The organism is Peribacillus sp. NPDC058075 (genome assembly GCF_042885195.1).
GTDB lineage: Bacteria > Bacillota > Bacilli > Bacillales > DSM-1321 > Peribacillus.
This window is the reverse complement of record NZ_JBHVSL010000001.1, coordinates 347923-370665: the sequence shown is the minus strand read 5'-3', so window position 1 is coordinate 370665 and position 22743 is coordinate 347923. Positions and strand designations below refer to the sequence as shown.

Annotated in this window: 23 protein-coding genes and 2 pseudogenes; 11 read left to right on the top strand and 14 right to left on the bottom strand. The window is 40.3% G+C overall.

Features of this window, described 5'->3' with window-relative positions; translation table 11 throughout:
• Positions 1-331 precede the first annotated feature (331 nt).
• A complete protein-coding gene (locus ACFVS1_RS01900; protein ID WP_137018635.1) occupies positions 332-742 on the top strand; it encodes an HTH domain-containing protein in 411 nt (136 codons plus the stop codon).
• Positions 743-877: 135 nt separating this feature from the next.
• Here ACFVS1_RS01900 and ACFVS1_RS01895 read toward each other — a convergent pair whose 3' ends face one another.
• Complete coding sequence (locus ACFVS1_RS01895; protein WP_352925271.1) at positions 878-1111, bottom strand: hypothetical protein; 234 nt, start codon at positions 1109-1111, stop codon at positions 878-880.
• A gap of 182 nt (positions 1112-1293) precedes the next feature.
• On the opposite strand from ACFVS1_RS01895, the gene ACFVS1_RS01890 reads away from it, so the two are divergent.
• On the top strand, positions 1294-2457 hold the full coding sequence (locus tag ACFVS1_RS01890) for an MFS transporter (protein ID WP_352925269.1): 1164 nt from the start codon (positions 1294-1296) through the stop codon (positions 2455-2457).
• A 60-nt stretch (positions 2458-2517) separates the two neighbouring features.
• Here the strand turns inward: ACFVS1_RS01890 and ACFVS1_RS01885 are convergent, their stop codons facing one another.
• From ACFVS1_RS01885 to ACFVS1_RS01860, 6 genes are all read right to left on the bottom strand, one after another.
• Positions 2518-2847: a hypothetical protein gene (locus ACFVS1_RS01885; RefSeq protein ID WP_352925267.1), complete on the bottom strand. Its 330-nt coding sequence runs from the start codon at positions 2845-2847 to the stop codon at positions 2518-2520.
• A gap of 96 nt (positions 2848-2943) precedes the next feature.
• Positions 2944-3585: a response regulator transcription factor gene (locus ACFVS1_RS01880; RefSeq protein ID WP_352925265.1), complete on the bottom strand. Its 642-nt coding sequence runs from the start codon at positions 3583-3585 to the stop codon at positions 2944-2946.
• Complete coding sequence (locus ACFVS1_RS01875) at positions 3578-4624, bottom strand: sensor histidine kinase (protein ID WP_387544904.1); 1047 nt, start codon at positions 4622-4624, stop codon at positions 3578-3580. The genes ACFVS1_RS01880 and ACFVS1_RS01875 overlap by 8 nt, the downstream gene beginning before the upstream one ends.
• On the bottom strand, positions 4621-5367 hold the full coding sequence (gene liaF / locus ACFVS1_RS01870; RefSeq protein WP_352925262.1) for a cell wall-active antibiotics response protein LiaF: 747 nt from the start codon (positions 5365-5367) through the stop codon (positions 4621-4623). The genes ACFVS1_RS01875 and liaF overlap by 4 nt, the downstream gene beginning before the upstream one ends.
• Positions 5368-5524: 157 nt before the next feature.
• Positions 5525-6160, bottom strand: coding sequence for a PspA/IM30 family protein (locus tag ACFVS1_RS01865; protein WP_387544901.1), 636 nt, complete (start codon positions 6158-6160; stop codon positions 5525-5527).
• A gap of 19 nt (positions 6161-6179) precedes the next feature.
• A complete protein-coding gene (locus ACFVS1_RS01860; protein ID WP_063232490.1) occupies positions 6180-6527 on the bottom strand; it encodes a lmo0954 family membrane protein in 348 nt (115 codons plus the stop codon).
• Between the two features lie 194 nt (positions 6528-6721).
• On the opposite strand from ACFVS1_RS01860, the gene ACFVS1_RS01855 reads away from it, so the two are divergent.
• The gene (locus tag ACFVS1_RS01855) at positions 6722-6910 is read left to right on the top strand and encodes a hypothetical protein (protein WP_387544899.1); all 189 of its coding nucleotides are present in this window, start codon (positions 6722-6724) and stop codon (positions 6908-6910) included.
• Between the two features lie 95 nt (positions 6911-7005).
• On the opposite strand, the gene ACFVS1_RS01850 is transcribed toward ACFVS1_RS01855, so the two are convergent.
• Positions 7006-7614 carry a TetR/AcrR family transcriptional regulator gene (locus ACFVS1_RS01850; RefSeq protein ID WP_241589168.1) on the bottom strand — a complete coding sequence of 203 codons (609 nt, stop codon included), beginning with the start codon at positions 7612-7614 and terminating at the stop codon, positions 7006-7008.
• A gap of 173 nt (positions 7615-7787) precedes the next feature.
• On the opposite strand from ACFVS1_RS01850, the gene kynU reads away from it, so the two are divergent.
• From kynU to ACFVS1_RS01815, 7 genes and pseudogenes are all read left to right on the top strand, one after another.
• Entirely contained in the window at positions 7788-9065 is a 1278-nt protein-coding gene (gene kynU, locus ACFVS1_RS01845) for a kynureninase (RefSeq protein WP_387544897.1), read from the top strand.
• 59 nt (positions 9066-9124) lie between these two features.
• Positions 9125-10546, top strand: a complete 1422-nt coding sequence (locus ACFVS1_RS01840; RefSeq protein ID WP_352925253.1) for an amino acid permease — start codon at positions 9125-9127, stop codon at positions 10544-10546.
• A 54-nt stretch (positions 10547-10600) separates the two neighbouring features.
• Positions 10601-11455 (top strand): tryptophan 2,3-dioxygenase, encoded by an 855-nt coding sequence (kynA, locus tag ACFVS1_RS01835; protein WP_387544894.1) that lies wholly within the window; start codon positions 10601-10603, stop codon positions 11453-11455.
• A 41-nt stretch (positions 11456-11496) separates the two neighbouring features.
• Positions 11497-12121, top strand: a pseudogene (gene kynB / locus ACFVS1_RS01830) (arylformamidase).
• A gap of 162 nt (positions 12122-12283) precedes the next feature.
• The gene (locus ACFVS1_RS01825) at positions 12284-12916 is read left to right on the top strand and encodes a LysE family translocator (RefSeq protein ID WP_241589173.1); all 633 of its coding nucleotides are present in this window, start codon (positions 12284-12286) and stop codon (positions 12914-12916) included.
• Positions 12917-13470: 554 nt separating this feature from the next.
• The gene (locus ACFVS1_RS01820) at positions 13471-14133 is read left to right on the top strand and encodes a hypothetical protein (RefSeq protein ID WP_387544892.1); all 663 of its coding nucleotides are present in this window, start codon (positions 13471-13473) and stop codon (positions 14131-14133) included.
• A 334-nt stretch (positions 14134-14467) separates the two neighbouring features.
• The gene (locus ACFVS1_RS01815) at positions 14468-14812 is read left to right on the top strand and encodes a hypothetical protein (RefSeq protein ID WP_387544890.1); all 345 of its coding nucleotides are present in this window, start codon (positions 14468-14470) and stop codon (positions 14810-14812) included.
• An 87-nt stretch (positions 14813-14899) separates the two neighbouring features.
• Here ACFVS1_RS01815 and ACFVS1_RS01810 read toward each other — a convergent pair whose 3' ends face one another.
• Together ACFVS1_RS01810 and ACFVS1_RS01805 are read right to left on the bottom strand one after the other, a co-directional pair.
• On the bottom strand, positions 14900-15751 hold the full coding sequence (locus tag ACFVS1_RS01810) for an MBL fold metallo-hydrolase (protein WP_387544889.1): 852 nt from the start codon (positions 15749-15751) through the stop codon (positions 14900-14902).
• A 133-nt stretch (positions 15752-15884) separates the two neighbouring features.
• Positions 15885-17312 carry a phospholipase D-like domain-containing protein gene (locus ACFVS1_RS01805; protein ID WP_387544888.1) on the bottom strand — a complete coding sequence of 476 codons (1428 nt, stop codon included), beginning with the start codon at positions 17310-17312 and terminating at the stop codon, positions 15885-15887.
• Between the two features lie 222 nt (positions 17313-17534).
• Between ACFVS1_RS01805 and ACFVS1_RS01800 the strand changes: the two genes are divergently transcribed.
• Positions 17535-17981: a hypothetical protein gene (locus ACFVS1_RS01800; RefSeq protein ID WP_352925242.1), complete on the top strand. Its 447-nt coding sequence runs from the start codon at positions 17535-17537 to the stop codon at positions 17979-17981.
• 511 nt (positions 17982-18492) lie between these two features.
• On the opposite strand, the gene ACFVS1_RS01795 is transcribed toward ACFVS1_RS01800, so the two are convergent.
• The 4 genes and pseudogenes from ACFVS1_RS01795 to ACFVS1_RS01780 all read right to left on the bottom strand — a co-directional run.
• The gene (locus ACFVS1_RS01795) at positions 18493-19053 is read right to left on the bottom strand and encodes a peptidoglycan-binding domain-containing protein (protein WP_387544886.1); all 561 of its coding nucleotides are present in this window, start codon (positions 19051-19053) and stop codon (positions 18493-18495) included.
• 708 nt (positions 19054-19761) lie between these two features.
• Positions 19762-21234, bottom strand: a complete 1473-nt coding sequence (locus tag ACFVS1_RS01790) for an aldehyde dehydrogenase family protein (protein WP_387544885.1) — start codon at positions 21232-21234, stop codon at positions 19762-19764.
• Between the two features lie 22 nt (positions 21235-21256).
• On the bottom strand, positions 21257-22354 hold the full coding sequence (locus tag ACFVS1_RS01785; protein WP_387544883.1) for an NAD(P)-dependent alcohol dehydrogenase: 1098 nt from the start codon (positions 22352-22354) through the stop codon (positions 21257-21259).
• 133 nt (positions 22355-22487) lie between these two features.
• Positions 22488-22716: pseudogene (locus ACFVS1_RS01780) on the bottom strand (IS3 family transposase); the annotation flags it as partial.
• Positions 22717-22743 lie beyond the last annotated feature (27 nt).

The following is a 22743-nucleotide window of genomic DNA, read 5'->3' as shown; positions in this document are numbered from 1 at the left end:
GAAATTTGATCATTTCTACCTTAGGTAATTATTTTCTTCAGTTTAATTATGCACCCCAAAGTGACTCACTGCTCATTTACTTTTATGAATCTTCTAAAGTTACTTACAAATCACAGATTAATCCTATATCAAATCTCTATATCCTATAAGAAATAGTGCACAATTAACCGGTTCAGCAACTTTCCTCGGTAAAGTTGTTTCTTATACTGTTCCAAATTACATTACTTGGGTTTCTAAATAAGAGATATTTTTCAAACAATAAGTAGACAATATTATTATATTGTCTACTTCCATATATAATAGAGTTAAAAGTGAAAGAGGGTTATTCAAGATGATTGGTCATGAACCTAAAGAGTTATTAAGAACTCTGCTAAATGATTATAAAATGCCTGCAGCATCATTAAGTAAAATTACCGGAATATCTGAGCAAGTCATACTAGATTTTGCAAATGGTGAAAATATTCAACCCGCGATAACTCAAACAGAAATGATGGACCTAATAGATTTAGTGGGCCTTTTAGTCATCGGGGTGCCCTCAACCGATGCAAATGAAAGGGTCTCCGCCATAACTCAAGCACTGACCGATGAATTTGGTATACCAGTGGAGACGATTTCCTTATTCTCTAATCTTGAATGTGAAGATATCGAAGAATTCATGAAAGAAAATGCTTCTCTGTCAATTGAGAAAAGATACAGCCTTGCAGTAACCGTCCTTTTTTTGCATTATATATTTAAAAGATGATTATTTTATTTATGACCTTCCCCATCTATAATTAGATGGAAAGGCCAAACCATGACCTTCTCCCTATCCATCATCAATAATTCCCACTGGTCACCTAATCAATATATTAATAAAAGCCCAGACTCCCCCAAACGTTTAAAACTCCATACCTAACCATGATGCAGCCACCATCAGAACCCCAACGACAATCACTATAACCGGTCCTACAACAATTAACCCAAATAGCAGTGAGCCTACTGCGTCCAGGAAGATTCGAAATGGTCCTGCTTTTTCCTTTTTATTCTGTTCCTGCGTTAATAAGTCTTCAAGGTGACCGACTTTTTGCTTCAATTCCTGCAACTCTTGAATTACTTTTGTGTCCTGGTCCATGAAATACCGCCTTCCCCAATTAACAATAAGTGTTAATTCTATCATTTACATCCATTTTTCAAAAGTGAGATTTAACCTCGAAACCAAATCTATTTTAAAACTATTATTTCAAATTCTGTCATCAATGATACAATAACATGGTCTGATCCACTCTATAGAACACGTGAGGTATCATATTTTTTATGAAAGCAATACGATTATTAAAGGGTTTTAACTTTTTATATTTTGGACTGCTTGCCATTTTCATTCCGTTTCTCCCAGTCTATCTGGCTGATCAAGGTTTGCGTCCAGCCCAAATAGGATTCATCATCGGTACAGGAGGTTTTGTCACCCTCATTACCCAGCCTTTATGGGGAATGATCAGCGACAAAACAAGGACTATACGAAAAGTCCTGTTGTTACTCATCTTTTTCTCGAGCGTAATCGGTTATTTCCTCTATGATTCAAGCAGTTATCTTCAGCTTATCCTGTTTGCCATGCTGCTATATTTCTTCCTGATGCCAATCGATCCCCTGACGGAAAGCCTTAACTTTACGATGGCAGAGAAATCCGGGATCAGTTACGGTTCCATCCGGACATATGGTGCATTGGGTTATGCGGTCATATCGCTGATCACCGGCTATGTTATGTCGTATTTCGGAGCGAACAGCCTGGCCTTCCTTTTTGCGGGCATAGGTTTGATCAGTTTCATTGTCAGCTGGCTGATGCCTGATGCACCCGTTTCGGGAAAACCAGTCACCTTAAGCAGCCTTAAGCATTTTTTCAGCAATAAAGAGACGCTTCTCTTTCTGTTATTGGTCTTTATCTGTGCGGTTCCAGCAAGGATGAACGATACTTTCCTCGGAGTGTATATCCGGGAACTTGGAGGAAGTGCCAAGCTTGTAGGCTTGACCTGGTTCTTAGCGGCGGGAAGCGAAATCATTGTGTTCGCCCTAAGCTTTTGGTGGCTGCGCAAAGGGAAGGAAATCATCATCATTTCGTTTGCAGCAGCGTTTTTCTTTATCCGTTATTTCGTCTCTGCGTGGATTACCGATCCACAACTATTAGCTTATTTGCAAGTCATGCAGATATTGACTTTCCCGATTTTCTACTCGGCGGCCATCCAATATCTGTACCGGATCGTTCCGGTGGAATGGCGTGCCACAGGCCAGACCGTACTGGCGCTGCTATTCTTCGGGGTTTCGGGAATCATTGCTTCTTATATAGGCGGGGCCATATATGGAACTTACGGCGGCAAGACCCTTTACTTGTTCATTTCCTCCATCTCCTTTATAGGAATGGTATTCGCTTTGGTTCTTTATCGGATATACGGAAAGAGGCTCGATACTGCAGAGGAAGCCGTATAATCAAAAAAATCGTATAAAAAAGAGCATGTTTTGATCAAAACATGCTCTTTTTGCATTCCGTTAGCGAAATAAAGGGGCAACCGTTAACATTAGCACAGAGAAGCAAAGCAGTATAGTAGTTGTCCTGTTTGAGAGTTTTACTTGTCCGCCATTTTTATAGAACCCTGAAAATTGAAGCCGATTTTTATAGAGTACATAAAGTAATGGGAAAATTGCCATACCAACAATCCATCCGCCTGCGGTATTCTCTACGGTTATACCAAAGATCGCATAGATTGAATTAATGATGAACCCCATTATCATTCCAATAACGAAAATAATGGTGATTATACGAAATAATTCTAAGATCACTCTTAACATCATTTCACCTGCCTTTTTCCCGTTATCCATAAAAAAGGCTGCAATCAGCAACCTTGAATGAACGTTTCAGGAAGGGATATTTACCTAAATATAGCAAACTTTCCTCTATTGGTAAATAGACGCTCTTTACTGCTCTTCTTGAACGAGCGAATGTTTAAATGCGTAAATCACTGCTTGCGTGCGGTCCTGTACGGCAAGCTTACTTAATATATTGCTGACATGCACTTTGGCTGTTTTCAGGGCTATGTAAAGTTCATCCGCAATTTCCTGATTCGTTTTCCCTTGTGTCATCAGCAGCAAAATTTCCATTTCTCGGTTTGTCAATTGATCATGAAGCTGGGTGACCTTTGGGCGACGCAGCTTTTCCATCATTTTCCCCGTCACTTCCGGTTCAAGTACGCTTTGTCCCTGGAAAGTGGAACGGACGGCTCTTGCAATCTCGCTGGCCTTTGATGTTTTCAACATATAGCTCGTCGCTCCGGCCTCCAATGCCGGGTACACTTTTTCATCATCCAGGAAGCTTGTCACAATGATGATCTTTGCTTCTGGCCATTTTTCGATAATTCGTTTCGTCGCTTCTATGCCGTCCATTTCCGGCATCACCAAATCCATCAAAATGATATCCGGACGCAATTCCATTGCCAGTTCGACAGCTTTCAAGCCATTGTCCGCTTCCCCGATCACTTCGATATCCGATTGTGCGGATAAATAAGCCGATACCCCTATCCTTACCATTTCATGGTCATCGACAAATAATACTTTAATCATCATGATCACCTCCAGCATTTAATAATGGGATTTTCACTTCAAGTTTCGTTCCTTTATTCGGAACGCTTACAAGTTGCATCGTTCCGCCTAATTCAACAGCCCGTTCATGCATGTTTTGCAGACCATATGATCCCGTTTTCGACTCCTCGACGTTAAAACCGATGCCGTCATCCGTTATTCGTAAAATGATCATCCCATCACGAACGATCAAGAGCACTTCAAGCGAGTTCGCTTTTGCATGTCTCAGAGTATTGGAAATCGATTCTTGTAAAATCCGAAACAGATGGTCCTCAATCCCCTTATCCAGAGTGACAGGCTCCATCTTCCAATTTATATCCATCGTCACTTTTTGGGCCAATTCCAACAGAAGCTCCTTCATTCCTTCATGTAAAGATTTTCCCTTTAATGCAACAGGTCTCAAGTGAAGCAATAACGCCCTCATCTCAAGCTGGGATTGATGGATCATTTCTTCCACTACCTTGAATTGTTTCATCTCCGTTTTTTCCATATCGGATTGTGATTCTGTGATGGCCGACATGAACATCGAAGCTGCAAACAATTGCTGGCTCACCGAATCATGCAGCTCCCGAGCCAAACGGTTTCGTTCCTGGGAAACGATTTCCTGGATTTGTTTCTCCTGATCAACGGCCTTTTCATTCGCCATTTTTTGCGATAATTTTGTCTGCTCATTGATTTGCTTATGAATCAGTTGCATCCGTTCCGCCATTTTAGCCATCTCTTGGACCGGATACGTTTCCTGTCGCGAAGGTAAGCGGCCCTGTTCAAGGAAATGCAGCCCTTCATCCACCCTTTCGAGCTGTCTCTTCCAAAACATTCCCGAAACAACTCCATAAATCAGCCCTACCGTCATGACCAAGCTTGGCAGGAATATGACGAAGGGTAATCCCATGACCATTTTCTCCCACAATAAGCTCCAGTCGGATAAAGGAAAAATGAAGAAAACCGCCGCCGGCAAGGCAAGGGAAAGAACGAAAGCAACACCAAGCGCAGTCAATATCTGCCGTGTCAGTATGCTCATATCCGCTTCACCTCTAAATCCCCAACTAAGATTGAAGTGATGATATGAACCTTGTGATCCGTTTCATTGAACCCTTCCGTTTGGTAGGAATAAATTTGATTAAAGACCCTGGATTCAGGCTTATTTTCAAAGATCCGCGCTCTGCCTGCAATGACAGAATGATGGACCCTGATTTCGATGCCATACGGTACAAGCACAGTGATATTACCAATGATATTCCTGATGGAAATGACAGCGTCGCCTTTCGGTAAAATCGTTTTGCTTAAATCGATAACCGTATCACCGACTCCGCCCTGAACATTCACGGAATTCCATTCATATACATGTTCGGCCGTTTGTTGATGACCGAACAATTTATTTTTAAATAGGTAATCGGTTTTCAGCAACCGTTCCTTATTGATCTTTTCTCCGTCCGAATCATCATTGGTTAAAATGGGACTGACCCAATCAGGATTCTTTTTGGACTGATAATATAAAAGCAATAGATAAATGAGGATCGCCATTAGGAAAAATCTAAAGACGAACATATTCAAAACTGTGATGATAAGGGAGATCAACCCTATAAAAAATAGGATTTTCCCGATTGTCCGTTTTGTGAATTTCCTGCCTAAATAGATACATCCTATTGAAAAAGCGATGGAAAAAAGAAGACCTCCACCCGTAAATGAAATCTCTAAAAAAAGCAGGACGACTCCGATGAGAAGTATCCATCCCATATAGTCCGTCTTCATCTTGTTCAACATCGGTTCGCCTCCCCTGTATATGATCATGATATTCTTAAAAGGCACAGAAACCCGTGCCTTTTAAGAATACCATGAAATTGTCACGTTCTGACAGCCTGTTTTCCCCCGCCCTCCATTCCAAAAGGTCAGGGGATTACAGCGATGCCTTAAAAAGCCTTTACGCTTCTTTCTGTTCCAATTCTTTTTCAAGCTGGACAATCCTGGCATCGATCGTATGCCTATTATAATCTGTATCGACCTGGTGCTCGATGCGATCGATATAATGCTCCATTTCTTCAAACATCGCTACCGGTTTGGCTTCGGAACTGCCCCCGTCCAAAACTCGATTGATCCGGTTGTTTGCCCGGGCAATATTTTCCCTGCCCATCAGTTCCAACCGCTTTAGATGCATATCCTTCAGCTTATGTTTCATTTCTTCATATTTCCGCTCCAGTTCAGCCAACTGAACCTCTGCACTTTTATGCGCCTCTTTCAAACTTTGCGCTCGATATTCATAGTGCAGACTTTCTTTGACAGCGAACTCCATTAAATCGGTTTCTCCCGACTGCTTGGCAATCTCAGCCTGATGCTTACGCTTTTCAGATAGATTTTGCGCTTGATTATATTCACGCGTAAACTCTTCTTTCAGAAGATATTGACGTTCAAGCAGCTTACCGACCTTTTCTGTCTCCTGCTCACATTGACGCAAATATTGATTTAACATCCCAATTGGATTTTTTTGCTCCTTCTTATCCAACAGATCGTGAAAATCAGCCGAAATCGTTTGTTTCATTCTTGAAAATAAATTACCCATTTCAATTCCGTCCCTTCTATTAGTTCTTATTCAATTCTTTCCACTCTCTTTCAAAATTTGAGAATGGGTCATTTTCTTTCGATGATGCACTTTCATCATTTTCATTCCATTTTTTATAAACCAGGTAAAGAACATAAGCTGCCACCAGTCCCAATATTGCCGGGATATGGGAAATAGAAACGATCAGCACGATAATGGAGACTGATCCCCACGCAATCTTCGCCCCTGTCGATTCGGACTTCATGAACTGCTTGAATCCAAAGTATAGGATCGCCAAGCAAATCGCCAGGCTGATCAGTGGACCAACGTTCGCCAGTAACAGGAAAAGTGCGATCAGTCCTACAATAAATAAACCAAATTTCTTCATTGTTTTCGTCCTCCTTTCTATGTTTATATCTTATCTACTTTTACAAGTTCGTATAATGAGCCTTAGCTATATTTTCCAGTAAGACTTAAGGCGTAGACGCTGTAAGTCCTATGCTATTGAAGGTGTTTTATTAGTGGGTTTGTGCAGTTTACTCGTGAATTTGCGCTTTACTCGTGAATTCTGCTGGTTTACTCGTGAGTTTGGGCCATTTACTCGTGAGTTTGGACGTTTTACTCGTGAATTTGCGCTTTACTCGTGAATTCTGCTGGTTTACTCGTGAGTTTTGGCCATTTACTCGTGAATTCTGCGCCTTTACTCGTGAGTTTGGACGTTTTACTCGTGAGTTTGGACGTTTTACTCGTGAATTTGCGCTTTACTCGTGAATTCTGCTGATTTACTCGTGAATTTGCGCTTTACTCGTGAGTTGAATAAAAAAATCCTCCGATAAAACCGGAAGATTGGTGAACTGCCATTATCGTTACAAATACAAGCCTTCGACGTAAACTGAGGTGATGGTTTGCGCAATTTCTTCGACAGTACTTTGGTGTTCGTTTCGGACGATTTCCCACAGATACATTTCATTTGTGAAAAACCACCCTCTTGCCACAAGCTCATGGTTTAGTTCAGCTCTTGCCAGCCCATTTTGCTGTGCATAGGCGACGTCCTTTGAAATTCGCTGAATGAACTTCATGCGGATCGCTTTCCATTTATCTGAAATAATGGTTGAGATCCCGATGGCCTGTTCGAAAACTTGCATCATATTGCGTTCAGCTTCTGCCATTTTCAAAAAAGCATTAGCTTGTCTGTTTATGATATGTTTTGCTTCGTCTTTTGATTTTGGAAAGAAAGAGGTCTCGGCAATTTCATAAAATTGCTCCATTACATTTTCCATTAATACGATTAACAGATCCTCTTTCCCTTTAAAATGAACATAGGCCGTTCCGTATCCGATGTTTGCCCTTTTGATCATTTGGGAAATAAGCGCAGCTTGATAACCTTCTTCAAGAAATGTTTCCTTTGCAGCTTCCAATAATTTTTGCCGTGTCATGATCGAGCGTAAATGCCGTTTATCTCCTACTTTGTCCATGCTTATTCCTCCCCTTATCTTCTAGCATAAAGGATTTCCATAAAATAAAAAACATTTGTTGGAAAGATCGATTAAATGTTTATAATTTTCTGAATTAACTTATTGACATCATGTCATATTCTTTGGTACGATTCTCCTATAATTATTAAACAAACTAATATAGGAGGATGATTATGGTTTCTGAATATACATTGGATCACGCTAAACAATTGGATGAGAATGATGCGCTTAAAGGATTTCGAGAAGAGTTTTATTTAAAGCCGGATTCCATCTATATGGATGGAAACTCTTTGGGACTTCTTTCGAAAAGGGCTGAACGAACTCTTTTGGAATCTTTGGAAGATTGGAAAGAGCATGGCATTGATGGATGGACGCAAGGGAATCACCCTTGGTTTTTCATGGCTGAGAAATTGGGCGCGAAGATGGCCCCATTGGTCGGAGCTTCTCCCGAGGAAGTTATTGTAACCGGCTCCACAACTGTGAATCTGCATCAGCTTGTAGCTACTTTTTATAAGCCTGAAGGAATGCGCACAAAAATTTTGGCAGATGAATTAACCTTTCCGACTGATATTTATGCTCTTCAAAGTCAGCTGCGTACCCATGGACACGATCCGGAAACCGATCTCATCCGCGTGAAAAGCCGCGATGGCAGATTTCTTGAAGAAGATGACATTATCGAAGCAATGACCGATGACATCGCTTTGATCATCTTGCCAACGGTCCTGTACCGCAGCGGTCAAATATTGGATATGAAACGATTAACTGCTGAAGCTCATAAAAGAGGCATTTTAATCGGATTTGATGGATGTCATTCTATCGGTGCCATTCCGCATTCATTCAGCGAATGGAATGTGGATTTTGCGTATTGGTGCAATTATAAACATTTAAATGGCGGTCCTGGCGGTGTTGGCGGTTTATATGTAAATCGAAAGCATTTTGGAACGATGCCTGGATTGGCTGGATGGTTCGGCTCCAAAAAAGATAAACAATTCGATATGGAACATACCTTAACACCAGCAGAATCAGCAGGAGCGTATCAAATTGGCACGCCGCATGTGTTAAGTTGCGCGCCTTTGATTGGGTCTTTGGATATTTTTATAGAAGCGGGAATTGAGAATATTCGCGAAAAATCCCTGAAAATCAATCAATATTTAATGGATTTAGTCGAATTCGAATTGGAAGACATGGGATTCTTCATTGGAACTCCTAGAGAAGACATACGCCGCGGAGGGCATGTAAGCCTCGAGCATAAAGAAGCTGCACGGATATGCAAGGCATTGAAAGAGAACGGTGTCATTCCAGATTTCCGAGCACCTAACATCATTCGTCTCGCTCCGGTTGCACTATATACTTCCTACGCAGAAGTTTGGGAGGTTGTACAAATACTCAAGAACATCATGTCAGAAAAACAATATGAAAAATTCAAGAATGAGCGTGAAGTGGTCGCATAACATGGAATTCCGCCGCCAGATGGGGGATAAAATCTTTTTTTATAAAAAGGGGATGAACTATGGAGAACAAAAATACTCAATTGAACTTTAAGGATGAGCCAGAAAAAGGATTAAAACGTGAGCTGAAAACAAATCAGCTTTCCATGATCGCGATGGGCTGTGCCATCGGGACAGGGCTATTCCTTGGCAGCGGGCTTGCGATTCAAGCGGCAGGGCCAAGTGTATTGCTCAGTTATGCTCTTGGGGCGTTCATTGTCTTACTGTTGATGGGCTGTTTAGCCGAAATGACGGTTGCCCATCCTACTTCCGGATCTTTTGGGGCCATTGCGGAAAAGTACATGACTCCGATGGCAGGCTATCTTGTCCGCTATTCCTATTGGATCGGCAATGTTTTGGCTGTTGGGGTTGAAGTAAGTGCAGTCAGCGTATATATGAATTATTGGTTTCCGAGCGTTCCGGGGATCGTATGGATTTTGCTGTTTGCAGGGGTCCTGATTTATGTAAATGCTACCAGCGTGAATACATTCGCGACATTTGAGTATTGGTTCTCCTTTATTAAAATAAGTGCCATTGTTGGTTTTATCCTTCTTGGAGCCTATGTACTATTCGGTTCATCCGAACAGCCGCATATAGGACCTGAAAACTTCGTGAATGAAGGCGGTTTTTTCCCATTTGGTTTGAAGGGGATGTGGATAGCCGTATTTATCTCTTTATTCAGCTTTCTTGGAACTGAATTGATAGCGGTTACATCAGGGGAAGCAAAAGATCCGGATGCAGCTGTCCCAAAAGCATTAAAAGCGACCGTGTTCCGTTTATCCACTTTCTATGTGCTGACAATCGGCATCATGCTGATGATCGTTCCGTGGAAAACGGCTGGGATCGAGGTAAGCCCATTCGTAAAAGTGATGGAAATCTTGAACATTCCAGGTGCATCCGGGATCATGAACTTCATTATTTTAACGGCTGCAGTATCTGCCATGAACGCTCAGCTCTATGCTTCAACTCGGATGATGTTTTCATTGGCACGCGGAAAAAATGCACCTAGCTTTTTAGGAAAGTTAAACAAAAGGGGTGTTCCTACAAAAGCACTTGCAGTCTCTTCAACGGGGATTTTCATCGCTGCCGGCGTTCATGCGTTACTTCCTGGTTCATCCTATGCCTTCATGATGGGGATTTCCATGTTCGGTGCTATGTTCACATGGCTCATGATCTTCATTTCCCATTTGTTTTTCAGGGTTAAATGGGATAAAACAGGCGGACGCAAGCTACCGGTAAGGATGATTGGTTTTCCCTATTTAACGATACTGGGAGCCGTTCTTCTTTTTAGCTTGATGATTACATCATGGTTTACGGATTTCAAAATCATGCTTCAATTCGGGATCCCTTGGTTACTATTTTTAACTGTTGCTTATTTTATTTCAAAAAGAAGAAATATTAACCATAATGTAATGGAAGAATCTCTGGAAAAGAAGATAGAATAGAATGACGAAATAAATCGTTTTTTGCATCATATGGAAAAGTGAGGAGATTGTGGAATGAAAAATGTGGATAACAATGAACAAACAATAACGGGTCTAGAGAAAGAAATTCAAACCGACTTTCAAAAATCGATGTCTTACGGGGATTATCTCCACCTTGATAAGATTTTAACCAGTCAACATAGATGTTCCGATCATCATGATGAAATGCTATTTATCATTATCCATCAAGCGAGTGAGCTATGGATGAAGCTCATTTCACATGAATTGACAGCAGCAACTGAGTCCATCCGCCAAAACAAGCTGGAACCTTCGTTTAAAATGCTGTCTCGCGTTTCAAGGATTCAGCAGCAATTGATCCAGTCATGGAATGTCCTTTCAACCTTAACACCGGCTGAATACATGGAGTTCAGGGATAAACTGGGACAATCTTCCGGATTCCAATCTTATCAGAACCGTTTGATTGAATTTGCATTAGGAAACAAAAATGTCCATACACTATCAGTCTATCAGCACCAAACGGAGTTATACGAGCAAATGCAGCAGGCCCTTCATGAGCCAAGTATTTATGACGCGGCGATTAATGCTCTTGTAGCTCGCGGATTACCGATTGATCAAGATGCCATCAACAGGGATTGGTCACAAAGATATGAACCAAATGCCAGTGTAGAAGAGGCATGGCTGACAGTTTACCGCGATGTTGAGCAATATTGGGACCTTTATGAACTGGGCGAAAAGTTAGTCGACATTGGCCACCAACAGCAATTATGGCGTTTTAATCATATGACCACAGTGGAAAGGATTATTGGTAATAAGCAAGGAACTGGCGGTTCATCAGGTGTTACGTATTTAAAGAGAGCACTTGATCAACACTTTTTCCCAGAACTATGGAGTCTAAGAACGAAGCTTTAATATATTCAAGAAAACAAGCCAGAAGAAATGGAGGTAAATGCATGGGGACGTGGATTGATGTTTCACAACGTCTGGATGATGACGTTGCAGTCTGGCCTGGAGATACACCTTTCTCTTATAAAGTAAATTGGAGTAAAGAAGAAAGTGGATCTGTCAATGTAGGTCAAATCAATATGAGTATCCATACCGGTACCCATATTGATGCACCTTTTCATTTTGATGACGATGGAAAAAGAGTGATTGATTTGGAGCTCGACTTATATATGGGAAATGCCCGAGTTATCCATTTACCAAACAAGACAAGCATCGGAGTCGATGAATTATCCAATATTGACCTCCAAGGCGTTACACGACTGTTAATTCGGACGGATGCATGGCAGGACCGAAGTGTGTTTCCACATACGATTCCTCATATCCAGCCAGAATTAGCGGCATACCTTTCAGAAATCGGCATCCGTCTTATTGGACTTGATTTACCATCAGTAGACCCACTGGACAGTAAAGAATTGTCTGCCCACCATGATTGCCGGTCATGGCATTCACATTTTGGAAGGACTTGTATTAGACGATATAGGTCCGGGTAATTATGAGCTGGCAGCCCTCCCACTTCCTTTAGTTGAAGCAGACGGAAGTCCGGTACGTGCTGTGTTGAAAAAGTTACCCTAATAAAATTTTCCAAAAACAAGCCAGATCAAAAAATGATTTGGCTTGTTTTTTTATTGCCTCCCTTTCATTGAAGTAATTATTTACTATCAAATTTATCTCCCTAAACCAAGTGCATTCATGTTATAATTTTCAGAATTCATCAGTAAGAGTGGAGGTCCGAAAATGGAAAACTTTTATTTGTTCATCATCATGTGCATCCTGCTCATCATCTTACCCGGTCCAGATACAGCAATAGCCACAAGGAACACCGTTACCGTGGGGACGTCGGGAGGTTTTAAAACGATGTTCGGCACGTGCTGTGCCCTGCTTATTCATACATCAGCTGCCGTGTTCGGACTTTCGGCAATCATTGTGAAATCCGCTTTACTATTTTCTATCTTCAAATATGTCGGTGCCGTTTACTTGGTATATCTAGGCTTCAAGACCCTATGGGGATTAAGGAATAAGCAAGTGGCCGCAGCGGCGGAAACGTCCGTCAAAAGTAAATACGAAAACCAGTCATGCTTTAAGCAAGGGTTCCTTACCAATCTGCTGAACCCTAAAGTGGCCGTCTTCTTTTTAACATTCCTGCCTCAGTTCGTGAATCCAGGAAATGATACGTTTTTACCATTCCTGATCATGGGCATGACCTATACCGTTTTAACTGCGTTGTGGTTTGTATTTTATATCTATCTGCTGAACCAGATCAGCGCTTTCATGAAAAAGCCTAGAACCCAAGCGATTTTCGAAGGTATAACCGGGACGGTCTTGATTGGTTTCGGGATAAAGCTAGCTCTGGAAAAAGCTCATAATTAATCTGAACTGCAGATGTAGGGATATATGTACAACAAAATGGTCATTAGGAAATATCCGAGACTTAGACAAAAGTTGGGAGAAGCAGTCTAAATCGAAGAATGCGAATTAAGCCGAAAGGGATAAACCCCTTTTGGCTATTTATCGTGGAAACAAAAAAAGAACCTCAAAAGAGATTCATAAGTTTACTTCACTATTTTCCCCTCGTCATTAGGGGCTAGCCTATAAAAATAACGAAGTTGATTGGATCGGGTGTTCGAGACTCCTGCGGGAAAAGAGCGTCCAAGGGAGACCCCACAGGCGCAAAGGCGCCGAGGAGGCTCCCGAACCGCCCGCGGAAAGCGAGTGCCTGTAGTGAAAATCAACGTTCATATTCTACACTCCCTCAAAAAAAATAGGCAATCTTAATTAATATTGAGTTTGTCTTAGAACCTCACTTTGGAAGCTTTTTAATTCCTTTGGTCATTCAATTGTTTGTTTAGGTTGTCCAAACATATTGAGGAATTCATGCATTTATTAATCATGTGGGAATTTTATTAACAAAAAGGATGAATGCTGTGCCAAAGAATAAAGATAAGAAAACCAGTAAGAATAAGAGGCAAAAATCCAGTAAGAATAACAGTCAGAGTACTCGGTATACGACTGATGTTTGTGTTTTCATTTTAGGTAACGCTACTAAAGTAAGAGAAGAAGATATAAGAACACAATTTAAATACGCCAGTGACATATGGGGAATTGATTTTCGGCCCAATATTTGTGATTTAAGAACGAGAGAAGGAGCACGGAAGTATGGTTTGAAAGCTGATGCCACTATAGCAAGGATCTTCGTACCTTTGCAGGTGAGGCAACGGGAGAAAGTTTTTAGAGCCTTAAGAAAAGGTAATTGTGGCCGTCAAACTGGACTCGCTGTGTTTTACATTCATGCACAAGACCTTAAAGATGGAAAAGCTATCGGAAACGCCAGCTGGGATAATAACGGAACTCTGGGCAATATCGTCATGACATATGATACATTCCAACAAAAAAATATGGATATCTTAGCTCATGAATTCGGACATGCCTTGTTAGTCAATGCACGTCATTTAAATGACAAGAACAACATTATGTATCCCTCAGGAACAATAATCGTACCACCAATCTCACAAAAACAACTAAGGGCTATGACTACCTCCAAACAAAGAGCAAAAGCCTATAACAGACCTTATATTTATAGAATTTAAAAAGAATCCCTTTAGAAATGATGAATCCTCACTCACGATACATGTAAAAGCTATATGAAACTTTCCTAAGGGAGCTTTTTCATTTTAGTAATAATAAACGATTCCAGAATGAAGGCTTTTGGATGCATGGTTCGTGTTGGCATTCGTTTATTACTTTTTGGTTATGATACTACAATGAAACTGCATCCTAATTATGTAACAAAACCTTACAATTGGATAGTTATTATAGTAGTCTATTTGGGTTCTGATATAGTTGTAGGGATATAAGTACTTGCTGAGTTATGTTACAAAACAAAAAACCATAATATTGTGTTTTTATACTAGGAGAAAAAACATGAAAACTATTGTAGTTAGGAAAACAAAGGATATCGGATTCGGTTCCCTTTCTTTTGCGCTATGTTTAATCGGAATATTGTTTACCATTCCATTTGGCGATAAACCTTGCATTGGAGATAATATTTTAAATAATATCGGACTAAGCTTCTTGTCAAATGGAGATTCAGGTATTCATTATACAATGTTCTATTCGGCTATATTTTTCATCCCTTCCTTTATCATTGGTCATATTTATCCCGATTATAGAGGAGCAAAAGCAGAAAAAATTATATTAGGTTTCCTATCCACTCTTATTGTATCGGTACTATTAACGATTATTATCGATTTGGTGTGGGAGCCATGAATGAGCTTGTGAGCACTGTTGCGTCAAAAGGCCAAATAAAAGGGTATGAGCCCAGTATTATCAATCTCATACCCCCAAGGTGTTCAATCACTCAAAGTAACCATTCACGAAAAATCCAATTGTTTCAAGTTCGTCCTCCGTTAGATCCCGCTTTAGTTCTTTAGCCAGTTCCTGCTCCATTAAAGCTCGGTTTCCCCGGTGTTCGACCACCGCTCTGGCACATTCTTTCATTAGCTTAAGCTCCGCCTCCATTTCCAGTCTCGTGCAAGGCTTATCATGATGGGAGAGTATGTATGTTTCGGCATCATAGGCTTCAATTTTCTTAATGAGCAGCGAAACCTGTTCAGCCGTATAATTCCATTTTTCAGCATAAAGATTGGCATAAAGGGAGTCTCCCAAAAATAAAGTTTTTTCCTCTAGTACATAGATGATGCAGGAATCTTTGGCATGGTCGCCGCCAACATGTTCAATAATACAGGTTATATTGCCGAGATCGATCGTCATCGTTTTTTCAAAGATGATATCAGGCAGGGGGAAGGTAATCTCTCGATTCGTCCCATGTTCCAATTTGATGGCATCGGCGCAAAAGGGAATCTCCGTCCCTTCTTCGACCCGTTGATCAAGTGCGTGATCTTCCCATGAAAGCTGCTGCATATCTTTAATGTTGGTGTATGTTTTTTCCTGACAAATCACTGGAATCCTGATATTCTCCAGCCCGAATACATGGTCCCAGTGTGAATGGGTAAGAACGAGAAAATTCCCGCTTATATCATTCCGAAGCAATTCGTCCTTAAAGAGTTGTGCATGCCGGACAGAGTTACCGGCATCGATGATGAGCGTTTTCTTTTTTCCCGAAACGGCGGCAAGTACCGGGCGATCCGTTTCCTGAACTGGCGGCAGGTAGGCAATATGTTTCGATAGGTGCTGTAATGTTTGCATGTTTCTATTCTCCTTATGATAGTTGTGATTAGCTTGCTCAAGTATAGCAAATTACACATGTATTCATAAGATAATCTCCGCGAAAGGCTAAAAAGACAACAATCACCGTGATTGCTGTCTTTTTGGTCATCATTCAAATGAACCTATTCAAATATACCGTGATTTTCGAGAGGGCATTTAAAAAGGTTGCTTTAAAAAAAGACTCTTCCCTTTTCTGATCTTCAGGCGGTTCTATATATTTTTTATGGTCGGCAACGAGTGTACTCTTTGAGATTTTCGACTCGATGGCCCCTGTCAACTGCGATGCAAATGCTTCGCTATCAATGATCACCATCGATTCTGTATTTAAAAAGGCAGATCGAGAGTCCAAATTGTAGGAACCCACTGCACTTAATCGTTGATCATAGACAACCGATTTACCATGCAAAGAATAAGGCTTTGAATATTCATAAAGCCTTGCCCCCGTTTCAACGATACTATCCCTAAGCGCCAAGTATCCGGAAAAAGCGATCACATTCGGGGTTGATGCCGTCGAGTTGGTAAGTATCGTCCAATCAGCCTTTGAATCCATCTTCTTTGGTACATATTCCTTCAAGGCATCCGCAGGAACAATATAGGGACTTTGGATAAATACCGATTGATTGGCATTCGCCGCAATATCCAATAGAGATCTCCACACAATAGGGTATTTATTGAAACGTTCGATTGGATTATGGATGAAGGATACTTTATTAGTAGGTGTTGAAGCCTTGCTCCAATCAACAGCTGGATTAACGAAATCGGCTTCAGTTTGCAAAGCTAGGCTGTATTGATTCGCTAATGAATCTCTTTCACGTTTCCCTTTTTCCGTTTGCCTTTTCGAAAGGTCCGAAAAAACATCGCTCGTATACGGATGATTCCATAATTCATTCAAATAGTCCTTCATTTCAACGATTACACTATCTTTTTCCTCTTTAGCATTGAAAATGAGGACATCCCTGTCATAGACAAAATCCCTCGTCGGCTTGCTTGCTAAATACTTATCGGCGATATTTCTCCCTCCGATGATGCCCAACTTTCCATCTACCGTGATGATTTTGTCATGAAGGCGATTATGCCAGGTCCACGGCTTAAATGGCTTAAAGGTTTCGTAATATCTTAATTCAATGTTTTCATGTGATGCCAATGCATAACGGGCACTGCTTAATTGACCTCTTAGTCCATGAGTTAATCCATCCAGAAGGATTTTGACTTTGACACCCCGGTCAGCCGCTTCGATCAAGGCTCCAAGAAAAAGTTCGGTTGATTTGCCTTTTCCAAAGGAATAGTAGGCGATATCGATTGAATGCTGGGCTTCCTGGATCATTCGCATTCGGGCGAGTCCCGACTCATAACCGTCTTCGAGAAGCAGGACTCGATCCACGGTGGCTTCCTTCTCTCCCATATATTCACTTACCTGTTTAATCGGCCTGTTTTCTTCTTTTTCTGCTTTGGGGAAAAGAACAAGAGCCGTCACCACTACATAAAGGACATATAATAGAAGAACAAGCAAAAATCCTTTAATTGCCGTTTTTACAGACATTGAGCACTCCCCCCTTTAAGCGATATTTTATTACTATTCGTAATATGCAAAGACTCTATTCAACATCTGCAGGCTTGATGAAGCTGACTAGTTATTGAGCGGTGCCATTTACCCATCTGCTTGATTCTGGGTGGAATTGGGAGCATTTATTTTTCCTTTTAAATGTGACAAAGTGGTGAACATGAAAGCAGTTGCATAATATGATATAGAAGGAGGGATTTCATGCTTAAACAACCTGATAGAATAAGTATCTTCAATTATTGTTTTGCATTAGGGGTATCTGAAGTTTTCTTTTTATCCAGCTTTTATCTTTCCATTCTTGACGTTTCATTATTTGCGTTCGCTTTACCATTTTCCGCTTTATTTCTCATGTTCTCCTTGTACCTATTCCTTCGAACGCACAAGGCAGTAAAGACCTTACCCAACCAAGATGAACGAAGAAGGGAAATTCATGCATTCTATCATCAATCTTTCGGGATTTTCGCGATCATTTTTTTCACTTTACTTTTTGTTGCTTTAGCCTATATTCCCTTACTGGACAATGGAGGGCATTTCTATCTTCTTTATTGTTTACCGATGGCCTTGCTTTGTATGATTCCTTCAATTGTTTCTCATAAAGGAATGAAATTATTCAAACTGGATACCGGCAGGGATTTAACGAAAATCTAATTGATTTTACCAAAAACTCCGTCAAGCAAGATCTCACACATGTTTTTTAGTTGAATGTATAGGCAAAATGAGGATATAATAATGATAACTAATAAATATAAAAAAAAGACACTGGTTTAACCAGCGTCTCAATGAACAGCAAACTGCATAAAGAGCAGCGGCTTTCTGTGGTAAGTCAGTAGCTACTCGATCATGAAAGTAACCCTTTTCCTACATACATCTGGCCGGATGGTATGGAGGGGGTTACTTTTTTAATGTAACCGCGATTACTGCGACGATTAAAGAGGCGAATGAAATCATTAGCATCAGTCCGTCCATAATAGAAATCACCAGCGACACCCCCTTTCTGAAAAGGAGTGACCGCTGCCCACTATACCAAAATGCTGTCCATTTACTATTATATCTGTATTTACTTGTTATTTATAGCCAAAAATAGATGTATATAGTCTTCTTTACTTACCATAAAAAAATCCCACATAAAGTGAGAACATTCTTTGCCTGATATTTCCCTTTATTGTTCCACTACACGGCCATCTTTATAAATGTGGAACCACCCAATCGTTCCTGTGCCGCCTTGATCGATCCAATCTTTATTAGAAGCTTTATAATTGTAATATGATTTTCCTTTGCCATCTTTCAGTAACTTGCCATCACCGCTGAATACGATGTTGTTACCCAGCTTCTTCTTCCCTAACGCGATTGCGTCTTTCTCCGTGAACTGTTTTCTTTCTACCTTATTTTCATCTAAAGCCGCCCATGTCAACGGTCCGACAATACCATCCGAACTCAAGTTATGATCCACTTGAAACTCCCTTACCACGTTTTGTGTTTGGGTACCGAAAATCCCATCAACCCCTACATGATATTTAACATCTTTAAGGCTTTGCTGTAAGTCTCTTACATAACTCGAACGTGAGCCTTTCTTGAGGGTCGGGCGTGTTTCCGCCTTCGTTTCGATTTTCTGGATTTGACTGCCCTTTGATGCTGCGTGGGTAATTGAAGTTCCCGTTCCTAGAGGTGCCAACATCAGGGCAACTGTTGGAATCATGACCAATAATTTTTTCTTCAACACATATAACCTCCATTCGTAAAATCACTCCTGCAGGTTTTTGACACTTCCCTTGGAGCCCATTCATTATAACGTAAGGAGTTATTTAATTGGTTTTTTATTACTTTAATTATAAAAAATGGTAAAAATGATTCATGGAGTACATTAAGCCTATCGATGGAGACCAGAATAAAAACAAAATAATCTGACTGCTGTTGATTCTGCCCTTGCATCCCTGTTCCCATCAATAATGATTGGATAACACAAGGGAGGATTTAAGTCTTTTTGTTTCCTTCCTAAGATTCACAAGTAATGAAGAATAAAAATTGTTTATTCGATCCTTCCCATCACACATAAGGCCATAGCTAAGTTGTTTTGACCTAGAGTATTTCCATAATAAGTGATGCCGAAACAGTTCCTTCTCTTATAGAATTCGCTAACAGCAAAACATCGGCTCTAAAGGAACTACGTAAAATAAAAAATCCTCCGCTTAAATGCAAAGGATTTTTTTGGGAGCTTATAAAATTCATTATGTTGTATTGAACCAAACCTATCAAAAACTCACGGTTGATATGCTTAAAAGCTTCAGTGAATTAATAAACAGCATTATGAATAACCGGTTTAATTTATCCTTCTAATGGAATGGAGAATGGTTCAGACATCTTTTATTTTAATAAAGAAAAAGAAGGAAGCGCAATATAAAGTATTGTTCTCTCTTTGCTGACCTGAACCTTAAGAAAATGGATACTGTCTAGGTTCCTTTTGAACGGATATCCATTTTACAGTTGTAAATTCTTCGAATGCCCATTCACCGCAATATCTGCCTAAACCTGAACTTTTCTCTCCGCCAAATGGAACATTAGACTCGACATTGATTGTTTGATCATTAACATGAATCATGCCTGTCTTAATCTGTTTAGCGACATCGATTCCTCTTTCAAGTGAACCTGTAAATACTGCACCGCTTAAACCAAAGGGAGTGTCATTTGCCACGTTAATGGCTTCTTCTTCATTATCTACTGGAATAATACAAGCTACTGGAGCGAACACTTCATCTTGCGCGATTGTCATATCGTTTGTTACATCTACAAGGACAAACGGCTCCATGAGATTACCTTCGACATTTCCTTTTTTAATTAACTTTGCTCCTTGGGCAACACTTTTGTCGATAATTCTCAATGCTCTATCTACTTGTTTTCGATTGATCATTGGGCCGATGATTGTATCACTTTCACGCGGATCCCCAACTTTAACAGTTGCAGCCTTTTCTAAAAATTTCTCAATAAATGGTTCATATAATTTACGATCTACAATAATACGATTAATCGCAATACAAATTTGGCCTGAATGCATAAATTTACCAAACGTTGCTGCTGAAACAGCCTCGTCTAAATTTGCATCATCTAAAATGATAAAAGCATTGTTTCCTCCTAGTTCCAAGGCAGGCTTTTTAACATGCTTGACTGCAAGTGAGCCTACATGTCTTCCAGCAGCAGTAGAACCTGTAAATGAAATGACACTTGGAACTGGATGTTCTACGAAGGAGTCACCTATTTCTTCAAGATCGGCAACAGTCACGTTAATGACTCCTTTTGGAAGCCCAGCTTCTTCAAAGATTTTGGCAATGATAAGACCACCAGTAATAGGGGTTTGCAGATCTGGTTTCACAACGATGCTATTGCCAGTTGCAATGGCAGGTGCAACGACACGCATTGTTAAATGTAAAGGCCAATTCCAAGGAGTGATGGCGCCAACAACTCCTACAGGTTCACGGTAAACTCTGTTTTCTTTTCCTGGAATAGCGGATGGACGAATCGATCCCCCTAACAATAATGGAAAAGTAGCAGCTAATTTTATATCACCGATGCTGCAATCAACTTCTACGCTGGCTTTTAAATGAGAGCTTCCTGTTTCTTCTATAAGAAGTTGGACTAGTTCTTCTTTCTTATCTTGCATAATTTGAGCAGCTTTTTCAAGAATGCTAATTTTTTCGTAAGGAGCAACTTTTGCCCAACTTTTTTGGGCCTCTTCAGCTGCCACATATGCCTCAAGGATATCGTTTTTACTCGCAAACTTCAATTCTGTCAGGATTTCATTATTATAAGGATTCATAACAGTACAAGTTTTCTCACTGGAGCCTTCTCGCCAGCTACCATTAATCAGGTTATTGACCCACTCAGAGTATTTATAAGTTTTAACAGTCATTTTCATTTTCCTCCCTCAAAATTCAACCTAATTTTAGAACTGGCTTAATTGTCAAACCTGATTCTGAATCTGCACTCGCTTGGTTGATTTCTTCAAAACTATAAAATTTTATTAATTTATCAAACGGAAATTTCCCTTGCTTATATAGTTCAATTAATTTCGGGATGAAAACTTGAGGAACAGCCGATCCAAGTAAAACACCAACCACTGATCTTTCAAATAAAAGGGTATTTACATCTAAATGAACTTCAGTCCCTACCGGTGGAGCACCAATGACTACGGCTTGTCCTAAAGTAGCTAGACAATCAACAGCTTGACGTAAAACTTCCGGACGGCTAGTGGTTTCAATAGAATAATTCACACCGTCTCCTGTTATTTTTTTGATTTCTTCAAGTGAATTTGCATCTTTTGGATTAATGGTGTGAGTGGCACCAAGTTCCTTGGCTAATTCCAAACGATTTTCGTTAATGTCTATTGCAATAATCGTTGTACAGCTTGCCACCTTTGCCCCCATTACAGCACTTAAGCCTACAGCTCCGCATCCAAAAATAACGATACTTGATCCCACTTTAGGCTTTAATTTATTTAGGACAGCACCACTCCCAGTTTGAATCCCACATCCTAATGGACCTAATAAATCAAGTGGAACATCTTTTGGAACTTTAACTACATTTCTTTCAGAGACGATGGAAAAATTAGCAAAGCTAGATTGACCAAAGAAATTATGAACGTCTCTTCCATCCTGGTGCAATCTGCAAGATCCATCTTTCATAGTACCTGTAAAGTTTAGCTCAAAAAACTGATTGCAGGCATAAGGGTTGCCACTTTGGCAATTTGAACAATCACCGCAAGAACTATACGACAAAACCACATGATCACCAGGTTTAACGCTGCTGACTCCCACTCCTACCTTTTCAACAATACCTGAGCCCTCATGCCCCAACACAGCAGGTAGAGGAACAGGATAATATTGATCTCGAACAATTAAATCAGTATGACAAATCCCAGAAGCCTGAATGCGAACGAGCACCTCTCCACCCTTTGGATCATCTATCGTAATGTCCTCGATTTTGAATGGCTCTCCTTTACCATGTGTGACAGCAGCTTTTGTGCTTAACATACAATCATCCCCCTGTTTAGAAAGCGTTTTCAATAAAAATGATAACAGGTTAAGTGTTTTATAGTTCTAAAATATAACTTTCATACGTTTAAAATATTCCAGATAAAAACAGCCTACATTCCTAACTTACCGATGAAATCTTGTCTTTGTTTCGCTTAATGACATTTACTTTCGTCCTAGCATCAGCGCTTCTTGCTTTAAAATATCATTCTCCATCTGTAACTGTTTCAGTTCTTTTCGTAGTTTAATAAGTTCTTGTTCTTCAGGAGAACGGTTGTCTTTTTCCTAAAAGAACCTGTGTTTTCACTCTGTTGAATCCACCGATCTAAAGAAAAAGGAGTAAGTTCATATTCTTCAATAAGAGCCTTTCGAAGACTCAATGGTAGGAG